We start from the raw sequence: 12,425 nt of genomic DNA on the forward strand, positions 1-12,425 counted from the left end.
TTTGCGGGGTGGTGGTGCCTGGAATCGGTCCGGCACCACCACCTATCGCGGCAGCTAGACGCTGATGTTGTCATTCGCTCGGTAGGCCGTGACCCACGCATCGCGTTCCTGGTCGGACATCTCGTTCAGGAGAACATTGGGGCTCATGAACTGGATGCCGCGCACGTCGTCGAGCGTCCAGAGTTTCTTGGGATCGTCGAGCTCGAGGTGCGGCTGACCGATCAGGGTCTTGCCGTCGTCGCGGACGTAGCCGAGGTCCTGAATGATGTCGGCCAGGTCCTTGTTGTGGTGAAGCGTCTCCCACTCGCGGTGTCCGGTGAGCCGGCCCATGTTAGGGGTGTCCCGGCCCTCGTATTCGGGGCGGAACGCCACCTTGTCCGTCCAGGCGCAGGTCTCTGAGCAGTACGTCCGCCACTGTCCGTCGACCTTGTCGACCACAATGTCCTCACGGATTAGCGCGGGAACCATGCAGGTCCAGCAGCGATGCGGGTATTCGTACCCGACCTCTTCGAACGCGATCGGCTTGTTACGGCCCGGGTAGGCCATCCTGTTGTAGTTCTCCCACCACTTGCCGAACCGGGAGTACCAGCCGGGGTACTTGTCTTCGAACCATTCGAAGTCGGTATCCGTCATTGCGTCGATGCGCCAGTAGTTCACCGGCCACCCCGTCGCGAAGAATCGCGCGGTCTCGTGCACGTAGAACTTGTTGGTGATGCGGTTCCACGCTTCCTCAACCAGATCGTGCGGGATAACGAGCCCGTATTTCTCGAGCGGGAGCAGGTAGCTGCGGTAGTAGTCGTCGTAGATCCAGCGACGCCACATTTCGGCGTAGGATTCACGGTCCTTGCGACGGTCTTTGGTGCCGTACTCGATGAACGTGCCGATGGCCGCGTCCACAACGCAGTGGTTGTTCCACCACGCGTAACGCAGGTCGCGCTCCAGCAGGGGACGGTTGCGCTCGTCCGCGAGGGCCATCAGAAGGATCGAATATCCGTTGCTGATGTGCCGCGACTCGTCCGACTGCACTGAGTGGAAGACAGTCGGCAGCAGATAGTCACCGTTAGCGGCGGCTTCGTCGGGCATCGCGACGAACAGCGTGTTGGTGAACGCCGTTTCTGCGACGACGGTGAGGTAGATGTTGGCGGCTGTGATCGCGTCACCGGTGATGAACCCCTCACCGAACTGCCGACCGATCGTGCCCGCGTAGTTGTTTGCGAATGCCTTCTCCGTCATGTCGAAGCCGGCAGGGTCGATGTAGTTGTTCATGTAAAGCTTCTTGAGGTTCATCTGAATCGTCGAGTGGCGAACCTCGTCGATCATCTGCACCGCGAGACCGTTGTGGATCTCAGGGTTGGGTACCGCGTCAATCGCCATCGGCATTGCACGGGCTGCCGATATCTCCGGGAACGGGATGATCGACAGGAATAGCTTCTGCCACTCCAGCCAGCGCTGCTGGACCTGGCGGAACATGTTGCCGCGGATTGCGCCGTCCATAGCGCCGAAAACGCGGTTGTCCTTCTCCTCCTCCATGGGGAAGTAGGAACGCATAATCTGTTTCAGCGGATCCTTCTTCGGCGCCTTCTCGAAGGTGTAATCCGTGCCGAACCGCGTCGCTGGGGTCGCGAACGTCGGTTCCCATGTCAGTTCAGAAATCTTCTCGTGGGCCTTCGTCAGGCTCTGTCTGCTCATACGTGTAGTGCCTCCTGTGAAACGGCAGGAACATCGGTGACCCGGCCAGGCGGGCGGGGCGTTTTGCCCGTGGATAGAACTTCACACCATCGCGTAGTTGTGAGCTGTCTCACTTTGAGAATGGCGCGGGGGAACACCACGGCCGGGGGAGAAGGGGGAGATCGCGGCTCGGCAGTAACGGCTGCGGAAGGTACGCGGAGGTTTTCAATGTGTCAACGCGCATGATTGACGGCCGTAAGACAGCCCTCGTACAATTTGCCTTACGATACCCGCGCGGGTGCGGCGAAACATTATGTCCCCGCCCCGCCACATCCTCGGCCCAACGTCTGGCTTCGGGTATCACAGACCACCAGCGGTCGGCAATGAGGCCTGCCGCGAGTACAGATCGTCGGACAATTCCAATGGCATATTTTGAACGACCGGTCGGAAAGCAGCTCTCCTCGCTTCGGGCCGCCCGCGAACAGTTTTTGACCTCGGGAAGGCTCACCGCGGATGTGCGCTCTCCCATCAGGGACTCGTGGTCCCGCAGCGCCCATCTAGGTATCAACCCCGTGGATCTGGGCGCCGTACCGAGCTATGAGGAACCGAAGGAGAGCGAGATCCTTCGAGGCATCACCACTGTCCTTCAACACAGCGCAGATATTCTCGCCGACGAGCCCATCAGCATCATCTTCGCCGCGGCGTCCGGAGAGATCATGCACCGGTACTGCTTCGACACCCAGCTTCGCAACAGCCTCGAATCCGTCTTCCTCGCACCCGGCTTCGGGTACGGCGAGTCCGACGTGGGCACTAATGGGATCGGCACAACACTCGAAGGGTCGAAACCGACCCTCGTCATCGGTGGCGAGCACTTCAACGAAAAGTTGTCCGTCTTCGCGTGCGCGGGCGCACCGGTGCACCATCCCGTAAGCGGCGCCCTCCTCGGCGTGGTCGACCTCACATGCAGCGCCTCGATCGCCAACCCCCTGTTGCTCGCCACCGCAAAAAGCGTCGCCGCACAGATCCAGGACGCACTCACGGAGCACATCGGCGCCCGGGAGCTGGCCCTGCTCCGCGACTATCTGGCCGCATGCCGGCGCAGCACAGGACCGGTCCTCGCGCTCAACGGTGAAGTAGTGATGATGAACCGCCACGCCCAGGCCCTGCTCGCCCCCGATGACCGGGCTGCACTGCTGGCCCACACCGCTGACGCCGTGAATGAACTAAGCTCCCGGACCGTAGTCGCCGACCTGCCCAGCGGCACGACCGCTCGCATGCACTACCGACCGACGATGTATGGCGACCGAATTGTCGGCGGCGTCTTCCGGGTGCAGGTCGGCATGGACGAACGCGAGGCCGCCCGGCCAGCGCAACCGCGGCTCGCCGCGGGCAAGTTGCCCGGCCTGGTCGGAACGTCATCGGATTGGCTTCGCGCCTGCGCACAGGTACAGGAGGACCGCGCCCACGGCCGCTCCGTCATCGTCGAAGGCGAGCACGGCGTCGGTAAGCTCGCCCTACTCAAGGCCGCGCACTACGCCAACAGCAATGCCGGGCACCTGCGAGTCATCGATTGCGGCGCGGCCCACGACCAGGAGAAATGGCTCGACGAGATCCGCGATGAACTCAAGGAAGCTTCCGGAACACTCGTGCTCCAACATCTCGAGCAGCTGCCGAACACAGCGGCCGGCGCCTTGTCCGAGTTGCTCGTCGGGCACACCGGAGACTCCCAAGTCGACGGTGTCCGCTGGCTGGTGGCGACCCGCACCACGCCCGCGGAGGCAAGCGATGTCGAAGCAATGATCGTCCCCTGCTTCGACAGCACAGTCAGGATCCCCCCGCTACGGCACCGCTCTCAAGACATCGGTCCCCTCGCCACCGCCCTGCTGCACCGCTCGGCCCACAGCGAGGACATCTCCTTCACGCCTGCGGCTCTACGCCAGCTCGCCCGCCTACCCTGGGACCTGAACCTCGCCCAGCTTCAGTCCGTGGTCAACAAAATCGTCCGCACTAAAAGGACCGGCGTTGTCGACGTCGGCGATCTGCCGCCCCAATGCCAGTCGAGCGTCCGTCGGTCACTCACCCACCTGGAGTCCCTCGAGCGGGATGCCATCGTCGAAGCCCTCAGGACCCACCGCGAGAACAAAAGCGCCGCGGCCGAACATCTGGGTATGTCACGCGCAACCATCTACCGCAAGATCCGCGAATACGGGATCGCGGTCGCTCCGATGGCAAACACCGCGTCACAACTCTGAGACACGCACCACGCGGCCTCGGCACAGGATCGGCAAAAACGTCATCGCCGAGGGCCAGGGACAGCATTTAGCACCTTCTGTGAAAGGGCGTCAGCGGGTCCGGCGCGCCGTAAAATAACACCCGGTTTTTCACCAACTTAGTTTGCGATGTCCCGTTCCTGCGCGGTCGGAACTTCCTGCAGACGCGTCCCGGTTCGAGTCCGTACCCTTTGGCTGTCTTCTGCAGTTACGCCCCGGGCTGCCAAGCCCTAAAGAGTGTTCCAAACTGACACACTCGTCATCCCCGGCTCCCCTGATTCTGGAAGTGTCCGAAAGAACTGGCCCACCAGGCGGGGCGCTTGTCGGCAGATTGCCCGGCACAGCTAACGCAAGAGCTGTTGTGAAAGGAAAGACGATGACACGCGAAGAAGCTTTCGCAAAGTGCAACCCCGAGTCGTATGTCGAGTTCTACGCCGGTCGGTGGCTCGTCGTGCCCTTCGCCCAGGTGGAGCAGCCCCCGTTCTTTGTCTGCGCACCGCAGTCGCTATCCGCGGACCAGGACATCGATCTCAGGCGGTTTCCGTAACCGCCAGACTGAGCCGGTCGACTCCGTGCATTGCATCCGCGGCCCGCACAAGAGCCAAGTGGGAAAACGCCTGCGGGAAGTTGCCCGCCATCCGTTTTTCCTTCACCGCGTATTCTTCGCTGAGCAGACCGAGTTCATTGGAGAACCCGACGAGCTTGTCCATCAGTGTCCTGGCATCAGTCCAGCGCTCGGTACGGGCGTATTGCTCCACCAGCCAGAAGGAACACGCAAGAAAAGGATGCTCGCCCGGTTTAAGGCCGTCGACGCCGGTCTCGGTCCGGTACCGAAGGAGCAGCCCGTCATCGGTCAGGAGCTCTTTTTCCAGCCGGGAAATGGTACCGAGCATGCGCTCGTCAGAGCAAGCGAGGAATCCCACCTGCGGCAGAGCCAGCAGCGCGGCGTCGACCTCCGTCCCGCCATACGTCTGGGTGAAGGAGTTGAGCTCGCGGTTGAAGCCCTGCTCCATGATCTCCGTCCGCAACCGTTCGCGGAGATCCTTCCAGTGCTCCAAGGGGCCTTGGAGACCGTGATCACGAACCGCTCTGACGCCGCAGTCGAATGCCGCCCACATCATGACTCTGGAATGCGTAAAGTACTGGGCACGCCCGCGCATCTCCCAAAGACCGAAATCCTTGTCATCGAAGTGTTTCTCCACAAAGCCCAGGAGCGCATACTGCAAGGCCCAGGAGAAATGGTCTTCCTTGCCGCCGGCCAGGCGCAATCTTTCCAGCGCGACCATGACTTCGCCCACTACATCGGCCTGGTACTGGGAGACCGCGGCGTTGCCGATCCGGACCGGTCTCGCGTCTTGGTAGCCGGGCAGGTGGCCCAGTTCCTTCTCCGGCAGGTCCCGTTCACCTGCGATTCCGTACATGATCTGGATGTCCTCCGGATCGCCGGCAATGGCACGCAACAGCCAGTTGCGCCACTTCAAGGCCTCCGATTCATAGCCATGCGTCAACATGGACTCCAACGTCAAAGCGGCATCGCGGAGCCAGCAATAGCGGTAGTCCCAGTTGCGTGAACCGCCAAAATCCTCCGGCAAGGACGTTGTCGGAGCGGCGACGATGCCGCCTGTCTCATAGTGCGTGAGAGCGCGCAGCACGAGCAGCGAGCGCTTGACCGCGCTTCCGTATGGCCCGTCCTGACGGCAATGGCCGCCCCACCGGGTCCAGTAGTGCACGGCATTATCGAGGGCTGTGTCCACGTCCAGAGCGGGCGGGACTTGGCGGTACGACGGGAACCATTCCAGCTCGAAGTCCACATTTTCACCTGCCGCCACAGCGAATTCCCCTGCATGCAGATGATGGTGGGCTTGGGGCAGGTGGCGCCCCCGCAAGGACCAGGCATCCGGGCCGGCCATGGCCAGCAATAGGTCAGCTCCGCTCTCGCGGCTACGGCTCACCCACGGCAATACGGAGCCGTAACGTGGTCGAATCCTCAGCTCCTGGTGCAGGCCGACAGTCCCGCTCACGCCAGTGACTCGACGGACAACGGATGAACGGCCTTCCTCGACCGGCATGAAGTCGGTAATCCGGACCTGCCCGCTAGAGGTTTGCCACGTTGTCTCAAGGACGAAGGTCGATGCCAGGTAGTGGCGGTCTACGACGACAGCATCCGGCTGACTGGGAGCAAGCAGCCACCGTCCGTGCTCTTCGCTTCCCAGCAGCGCACCGAAGATCGACGCCGAATCGAAGCGCGGCAAACAGAGCCAGTCGATGCTGCCCCGCCGAGAGATCAGAGGCCCGGTAGAGAGATTCGACAGGAGCGCATAGTCCTCTATGGGTGCGGCCATGGCTCTACTAAAGCACAAGGCTGTGGAGCGCGTCAGGCCCTGCCCCCGGGAAGTCATGACGCCGTTTATGCCGAGTTACTGATGTTACTGACGGGCCCGCTTCCCCTACGCAGCACCACCACTCGATCTCACATTGAGACAGCCCAGGGCGACCATCTGGTGTGTGATTTACCTCATGGGAACGACGGTCGCAAACGGATCCGCCCCAGCTTTCGCCAACCCTAGCCATGCGCTAGGGCCGAATACACCCCATGCTCAAGCTCAGGAAGTCGATGATGACACTCTCTGCCCCCACCGCTCAGCCTGCAACCTTGCGGCGACTGGACACAAGCAACGCTGCCACGCTAGTCCACCTCAGCGCGTCTTTTGAGGATCTGCAGACCGTACTGCGGTGCTGCGAGCGGCTGGTGTCGGCACTCACGCCAGGCGATGACCCGCCCGACGATGTACTGATCGAAGCGGTCTGGACGACAGCTCTCCTCTCCTACGGGCGATGCTTTTCCTACGGCCGCGCAGGCGCGAATCTGACCGAGAATGACTTGGCGGCGACCAATTTGAAGGGCGATCTACCGGACTGGCACAGGGTTCTGCTCAAGCTGCGGGACCACTACACCAGTCGGACCACCAATCCCCGGGAACTGTTCTCGGTAGGGTTAGCTCAGGATCCGGACGGTGCAGCAAATGGGATCGCCATCACCAGCGCGCGGCAGCCGCTGGTGGAGGACCTCGCAGTACGCCAAACCGGGGCCATCGCCCTGGCACTCAGCGATATGGTCGATGCCCGCATCACGGCCTTGCAGCCCAAGATCTTCGCCGAGTACAAAGACACACCCAAATCTGAGTTGGACAAGCTGCCGCGGTTCGAGGTCAGCGACACCCCCTGAACTACCACGAATACCCGCGGGTGGTACGGCCAGTTTGATGTCGGCACGCCGGGCGAGCTGCTCAAGGCGGTATTGGACGCCTTGGCTGGCGGCTTTGCCGCCGTCGTTTCTCCTTCCGGTCACAGGCCGAAACGGCGGCATAGGTGAGCGAGGGTCGGCCGAAACGGCGGCATAGGTGAGCTAGCGTTCGGGGTGCGCGCTACTTCAGCCCCGAGCGGACGAAGGCATCCACCACATACCGCTGCAGGAAGATGTAGATCAGGAAGATCGGCAGGCACGCGAGCGAGGACGCCGCCATGATGGCGCCCCAGTTGTTGCCTTCGGCGCCCAGGAAGCCGCGGATGCCTACCTGGATGAGCGCATCGGACTTCTGCATGATCAGCGACGGCCACAAGTATTCGTTCCAGGCGCTGATGAACAGCATGATGCCCAGGGCCGCAAGCGCCGGGCGCAGGTTCGGAACCACCACTTCCCACAGCGTCCGCCACGATGACCGTCCATCCATCTGGCTCGCATCCAGGAGGTCCTTGGGGAAGGCCTCGAGGTGCTGGCGCAGCATCATCACCGCGAAGGCCGAACACAACTGCGGGATGACGACGCCGGTAATGGTGTTGAGAAGGCCCATCTGGGAAACCAGCAAGTAATTGGGAATCATCGTGACCTGGAAAGGGACCAGCCAGGACCCCACAAACAACAGGTACAGGGCCTTCTTTCCGACAAAGTCCCAACGGGCAAAGCCGTAAGAAGCCAGGATGGCCACGAGCAGCTGGGATGCAGCCAGCGTCATTGCCATGCCGAAGGTATTCGCCAGCATGCCCGCGATGGGGATGGTCTTCAGGACGTACTGGAAGTTCTCAAGACTCAGCGGCCCCGGCAACGGGTTGGTGGACAAGGCGTCCGACGACGGCCGGAAGGCCGTGACGAACATCCAGTAAATGGGGAAGATCGAGACGATCGCCAAGACGATCAGGAGAACGTGGCTCGGCAATGACCGCAACGCGGAGTTCGGACCTGAAACTTTCCTCGGCTCTGAAAGCGGTGCATCAGCGGAACCAGGCTGGGCCGGCGGGGCGATGGTGATGAAGGCCATGATGGTTCTTTCTAGTTGTCGTAGAAGCTGAGTCGCTCCGAGAGTTCCACGAAGACCAGGGCGATCAGCCCGAATCCGAGGAAGAAGAGCGTGCCCGCCGCGGAGGACAGCCCGGCGTCGAAGTTCCGGAAGCCGAACTGGTACAGCAGGTAGTAGATGTTGGTGGATGAATTGCCCGGCCCGCCCTGCGTCACGAGGTCGATGATGGGATATGTCCACTGCGCGGACAGCAGGATGGTCATGAGCGAGAGGAACACCAGGCTCGGCGAAAGCAACGGGATGATGATCCGCCACGTGATCTGCCTGCCGCTGGCGCCGTCGATCGACGCGGCCGCGGCATAGTCCGGGCTGATGCCTGCCAGTCCGGCCGAAACCACGAGCACGCCGAAGCCGAGCATCTGCCAGCCGACAATCACGATCACCGCGATCATCGAACTGTTGGGATCTCGGAACACGTTGCCCATCGGTGCGCCCAGGGCGGCGGCGATCGCGGGAATCGTTCCGCCCTCGGGAGCGAACAGCCACCGCCAGATCGCGCTGCTGGCCACGGGAGTGATGAGGAAGGGAACGAAGATCAGGGCCTGGTACGCGGTGCGGGCCTTGCCCTGGACCTTGCGCGAAAGCAGCGCGAACACGAGCGGCAACGCAACGGAAATTCCCAGGAACGCCAGGATGTACAAGCCGGTGTTGATGAGCGCTTGGTGCAGTTCGGGCAGGCTCAGGACCTTCGCGTATTTCTGCACGTCAACATATTGTTTGGGCTTCGTGGGGATCAGGTTCCAGTCGTTGAAGGACAGGTTGACGGTCTGTCCCAGCGGCCAGTAGGTCCACACGAGAAGCAGGACAACGGCGGGCAGGATGTAGAGGTAGGGGCTCAGGGTGCGGCGCTTGGAGCGCCGTGTAGCCGTGCGCCCGGCCGCGCCGGCAGGGGCAATGCCCGCTGCCGGCCCGGCGGTTTCGATGAACATTCTGTCGGCTTCCTTCCGGGGCCTAGCGGGAGCTGCCGGTGAGTTCGGCGTCGGGAGTGTAGTCCGCCCGCATGGCGTCCGTGACCTCTTCCAGGGACATCTCCTGGTAAGCGGCCATCTGCTCTGCGGTGACGCTGTACACGGTGGAGAACTCACCGATGGGCACAACGGAGTTGAGCAGGCGGTCCTGGTAGACGTGGACGAGGTTGAAGGCCTGGGCGCCGTTCTGTCCGCGCATCGTGTTGCGGGGAACGTTGAGGTCCTGGGTGTAACAGGTGGCGGATGCGACCGAGACGGGAACCCCGGCGAAAGTGGAAAAGGTGGAGTAGTGCAGGTGGCCGGCCAGGATGCCGCGGACGTCGGTGCCTTCGATGACTTTTTCGAAGCGGCTCTGCTCGCGCAGTTCCACCATGGCCATGATCTCCAGCGGGCTGGGGACCGGCGGGTGGTGCAGCGCGATCAGGGTGCCGTGCGGTGCCGGGGTGGCCAGGACCTCGGAGAGCCAAGCGAGCTGCTCGTCGGAGATTTCACCGTGGTGCAGGCCCGGGACCGTGGAGTCCAAGGCGATGATGCGCAGGCCGTTGACGTCGTGGACCATGTCCACTGATTCCTGTCCGGCGTCCGAGTCCAACAGGCCGGCACGGAAGGCCGAGCGCTCGTCGTGGTTGCCCATGACCCAGACGATCTTGGCGCCGAGCTCCTCGGCCACGGGCTCCACCATGTTGCGGAGGCGGACGTAGGCGTCAGGGCGGCCGGTGTCGGCGAGGTCGCCGGTGAACACCAGCGCTTCGGGCTTGACCTGGGCCTTGACGAAGTCGCGGAAGAGCTGGCGCAGGTTCTCGTCGCTGTCCACGCTGCCGTGCAGGAGGTCGTTGTCGGCTACGAAGTGGGTGTCGCTGATGTGCAGGATGAAGTGTTCGGGGGCGGGGTGCTGGGCTTCGGTGCTCATGGTTTGTCTCCTTGAAAATGAAGGGTTTAGCGGTTGGTGTTGATGGTCAGGACGTCCCTGAGCCGTTCGAGATCCGCGTCGCTGAAATCGTGTGCCTGGAGCAGGCCGGCGGCGCCGCCGTACATTTCGTCCACGAGGTCCAAAGTGGCCTCAAGGACGGCGGCCGGGCTCGCGGAGATGATGCCGCGCAGTTCCTCGCCGACGGCCCCGATGCCGGGATGTGAGCCGACGGCGGCCATCATGGCCTCGCTCCATTCGCCGCGCAGGTTCTCCTCGCTGGCTACGTAGTCCAGGACCACTTGCTCGCGGTCCACTCCTGCTGCCAGGAGGGCCAAGGCAATGACGACGCCGGTGCGGTCCTTGCCCGCGGTGCAGTGGACCAGTACGGGCTCCGTCCCGGAGTCGGCAATGAGGCGGACGGCGTCGGCAAGGCGTTGCGCGTGGCTGCGGACCATGAGCCGGTAGATATCCAGCAGGGTGGTGATCTCCGCAGTACCCGGGACGTTGCCTTCTTCGAAAATCGGGTTGTGCCTGGTGTCGACGCCGAGTCCGTCGAGTTTGCTGGGCGACTTCTTCAACTCGGTGCGGTCACGCAGGTCGATGACCAGACGGATGCCCAGCTCGGAGAATTGGCGGCGTCCGGCGTCGGTCAGTCCGTGTAGCGCGTCCGAGCGGTACAGCTTCCCTTCGCGGACGGTTCGCCCGGCAGCGGCCTCGGCCTGAGCGGCGGCGGCATAGCCCGCCGTGCTCCGGAAGTTGTAGGTGCCCTCCACGGGGTAGGGGCGGTTGCGGGTTCCGAAGACTGCGTCCTCGGCAGTGGTTGTCACAGCTGGTGTCCTTTGGATGGTGAGAGAGGTTAGGGGATCAGGTCCTGGGCGCGCTTCTGGGCGTCGGCCATGGTGGTTTTTGCGTCCTTGCCGTAGTAGACGACGTTCTCTACGGCCTTGCCGAGGATGTCGTCGATCTGCACGTAGCTGTTTCCCGGGTAGGACACCCAGGGCTGGAGGCGGTCAAGCTGGGCCAGGTTCGGGGCCAGGAGCGGGTTCTTCTGGGCCCAGTCGTAGAGGGAACCACCGGGAGCGGTCAGCGAGGTGCGCAGCGGCAGGTAGCCGATCTTGGTGGAGATCTGCTCGTAGGCGTGGTCGCTGGTCATGAACTTGATCAACTCCCAGCCGGCGCGCTGCTTCGCGGGATCCTGTGAGAGGACGAACAGGGCCGAGCCGGAGTTGGTAGGCACGGCAGGCTTGCTGCCGAAGGAGGGCATGCCGGCGGCCTTGAGCTCCCAGCCGCCCTTGGTGGCAGCGGACATGAATGAGCCCTGGAGCGCCGAGGTAGTAAGGATGAATGCGGTGTCGCCCTTGGGGAGGCCTTCGTATTGTGCGTTGCTGTCTGCGTTGCGCAGCACGCCGTCCTTCGTCAATTGTGCGAGCTTCGTGACGGTATCGACGGCTGCGTCCGAGCCGAATCCGATGGTCTTGCGGTCATCGGAGAGAACCTGCGCCCCGTTCGACTTGAAGATGCCTTGCATGCACCAGTTGCCGCCGATGCTTGCGCACGAGATGTCCAGGGACGGCTTCCCGGTCTTCGCGGAAACAGCCTTTGCGGCTGCCTCCACCTTGTCCCAGGTGGAGAGGTCCGGGTTGGTGATTCCGGCGTCGGCGAGCTTGGTGGCGTTGTAGAAGAGGACTGGGGTGGAGAAGACATAAGGAATGCCGTAGGTCTTGCCGTTCCAGTCGGCCAGGTGCTTGGCGTTGGGGTGGAACGGGTGGGCGCCGCCGAGGGCGTCGTCGACGGCCTTCTGCCCGACGAGGTCGCTGATCGGCTGGGCGCCGAGCTGCGTGGCGGCGAAGTCGAGGGAATCGAACGTCAACTGTGCTACGTCGGGTGCGTGTCCGGCAAGGAGCTGCGTCTGGACGCTGCTGACGGTGTTGGATCCGACGGTGCCTCCGCCCTGCGGCGCCTGGGCGGTGACGTGGATGTTCGGGTGGGCCTTCTCGAAGTCCGATACCAGGCCTTTGACGGTATCGGTCCAGACGCCGGCCTGGGCCAGGTTGTAGCTTTCGAAGGTGATGTTGACTTGCTGGTCTGCTTTGAGCTCCGGAATGGCTTGGTTGTTCACGGTGCTGGCCTGCGAGGTGCCGGAGCAGCCGGCGAGGGCCAATGCGGCCGTGCCGGCGGCGATGGTCAGTGCAATTGAACGGAGAGGGCGCACAATATTTCCTTGATTGCTGGGTTGGGTGGGTACTGCTGGTTC

At 62.9% G+C, this 12,425-nt stretch carries 10 protein-coding genes and 1 pseudogene; 4 read left to right on the forward strand and 7 right to left on the reverse strand.

Features of this window, described 5'->3' with window-relative positions:
• Positions 1-54 precede the first annotated feature (54 nt).
• On the reverse strand, positions 55-1,689 hold the full coding sequence (locus tag AB0323_RS16060; protein ID WP_366178205.1) for a hypothetical protein: 1,635 nt from the start codon (positions 1,687-1,689) through the stop codon (positions 55-57).
• 401 nt (positions 1,690-2,090) lie between these two features.
• On the opposite strand from AB0323_RS16060, the gene AB0323_RS16065 reads away from it, so the two are divergent.
• Complete coding sequence (locus AB0323_RS16065; RefSeq protein ID WP_366178206.1) at positions 2,091-3,920, forward strand: helix-turn-helix domain-containing protein; 1,830 nt, start codon at positions 2,091-2,093, stop codon at positions 3,918-3,920.
• Between the two features lie 394 nt (positions 3,921-4,314).
• Positions 4,315-4,485 carry a hypothetical protein gene (locus AB0323_RS16070; RefSeq protein ID WP_366178207.1) on the forward strand — a complete coding sequence of 57 codons (171 nt, stop codon included), beginning with the start codon at positions 4,315-4,317 and terminating at the stop codon, positions 4,483-4,485.
• On the opposite strand, the gene AB0323_RS16075 is transcribed toward AB0323_RS16070, so the two are convergent.
• Positions 4,469-6,280: a glycoside hydrolase family 15 protein gene (locus AB0323_RS16075; protein ID WP_366178208.1), complete on the reverse strand. Its 1,812-nt coding sequence runs from the start codon at positions 6,278-6,280 to the stop codon at positions 4,469-4,471. The two genes, AB0323_RS16070 and AB0323_RS16075, sit on opposite strands and share 17 nt — an antisense overlap.
• 251 nt (positions 6,281-6,531) lie before the next feature.
• On the opposite strand from AB0323_RS16075, the gene AB0323_RS16080 reads away from it, so the two are divergent.
• Complete coding sequence (locus tag AB0323_RS16080) at positions 6,532-7,164, forward strand: hypothetical protein (protein ID WP_366178209.1); 633 nt, start codon at positions 6,532-6,534, stop codon at positions 7,162-7,164.
• An 18-nt stretch (positions 7,165-7,182) separates the two neighbouring features.
• A pseudogene (locus AB0323_RS16085) lies at positions 7,183-7,311 on the forward strand (hypothetical protein); the annotation flags it as partial.
• A gap of 52 nt (positions 7,312-7,363) precedes the next feature.
• Here AB0323_RS16085 and AB0323_RS16090 read toward each other — a convergent pair.
• From AB0323_RS16090 to AB0323_RS16110, 5 genes are read right to left on the reverse strand one after another with little or no spacing between them, the layout of a single operon-like run.
• Positions 7,364-8,254 (reverse strand): carbohydrate ABC transporter permease, encoded by an 891-nt coding sequence (locus AB0323_RS16090; protein WP_366178210.1) that lies wholly within the window; start codon positions 8,252-8,254, stop codon positions 7,364-7,366.
• A gap of 11 nt (positions 8,255-8,265) precedes the next feature.
• Positions 8,266-9,222, reverse strand: a complete 957-nt coding sequence (locus AB0323_RS16095; protein ID WP_366178211.1) for a sugar ABC transporter permease — start codon at positions 9,220-9,222, stop codon at positions 8,266-8,268.
• Positions 9,223-9,244: 22 nt separating this feature from the next.
• The gene (locus AB0323_RS16100; RefSeq protein WP_366178212.1) at positions 9,245-10,171 is read right to left on the reverse strand and encodes a phosphodiesterase; all 927 of its coding nucleotides are present in this window, start codon (positions 10,169-10,171) and stop codon (positions 9,245-9,247) included.
• A gap of 26 nt (positions 10,172-10,197) precedes the next feature.
• On the reverse strand, positions 10,198-10,998 hold the full coding sequence (locus tag AB0323_RS16105; protein ID WP_366178213.1) for a tyrosine-protein phosphatase: 801 nt from the start codon (positions 10,996-10,998) through the stop codon (positions 10,198-10,200).
• A 29-nt stretch (positions 10,999-11,027) separates the two neighbouring features.
• Positions 11,028-12,383 (reverse strand): ABC transporter substrate-binding protein, encoded by a 1,356-nt coding sequence (locus tag AB0323_RS16110; protein WP_366178214.1) that lies wholly within the window; start codon positions 12,381-12,383, stop codon positions 11,028-11,030.
• Between the last annotated feature and the right edge of the window lie 42 nt (positions 12,384-12,425).

It is taken from the genome of Arthrobacter sp. NPDC080031, from assembly GCF_040702485.1.
GTDB lineage: Bacteria > Actinomycetota > Actinomycetes > Actinomycetales > Micrococcaceae > Arthrobacter.

Coding starts and splice junctions, on each gene's coding strand:
- AB0323_RS16060 (WP_366178205.1), bottom strand. CDS start 1,689: ATGAGCAGACAGAGCCTGACGAAGGCCCACGAGAAGATTTCTGAACTG.
- AB0323_RS16065 (WP_366178206.1), top strand. CDS start 2,091: ATGGCATATTTTGAACGACCGGTCGGAAAGCAGCTCTCCTCGCTTCGG.
- AB0323_RS16070 (WP_366178207.1), top strand. CDS start 4,315: ATGACACGCGAAGAAGCTTTCGCAAAGTGCAACCCCGAGTCGTATGTC.
- AB0323_RS16075 (WP_366178208.1), bottom strand. CDS start 6,280: ATGGCCGCACCCATAGAGGACTATGCGCTCCTGTCGAATCTCTCTACC.
- AB0323_RS16080 (WP_366178209.1), top strand. CDS start 6,532: ATGCTCAAGCTCAGGAAGTCGATGATGACACTCTCTGCCCCCACCGCT.
- AB0323_RS16090 (WP_366178210.1), bottom strand. CDS start 8,254: ATGGCCTTCATCACCATCGCCCCGCCGGCCCAGCCTGGTTCCGCTGAT.
- AB0323_RS16095 (WP_366178211.1), bottom strand. CDS start 9,222: ATGTTCATCGAAACCGCCGGGCCGGCAGCGGGCATTGCCCCTGCCGGC.
- AB0323_RS16100 (WP_366178212.1), bottom strand. CDS start 10,171: ATGAGCACCGAAGCCCAGCACCCCGCCCCCGAACACTTCATCCTGCAC.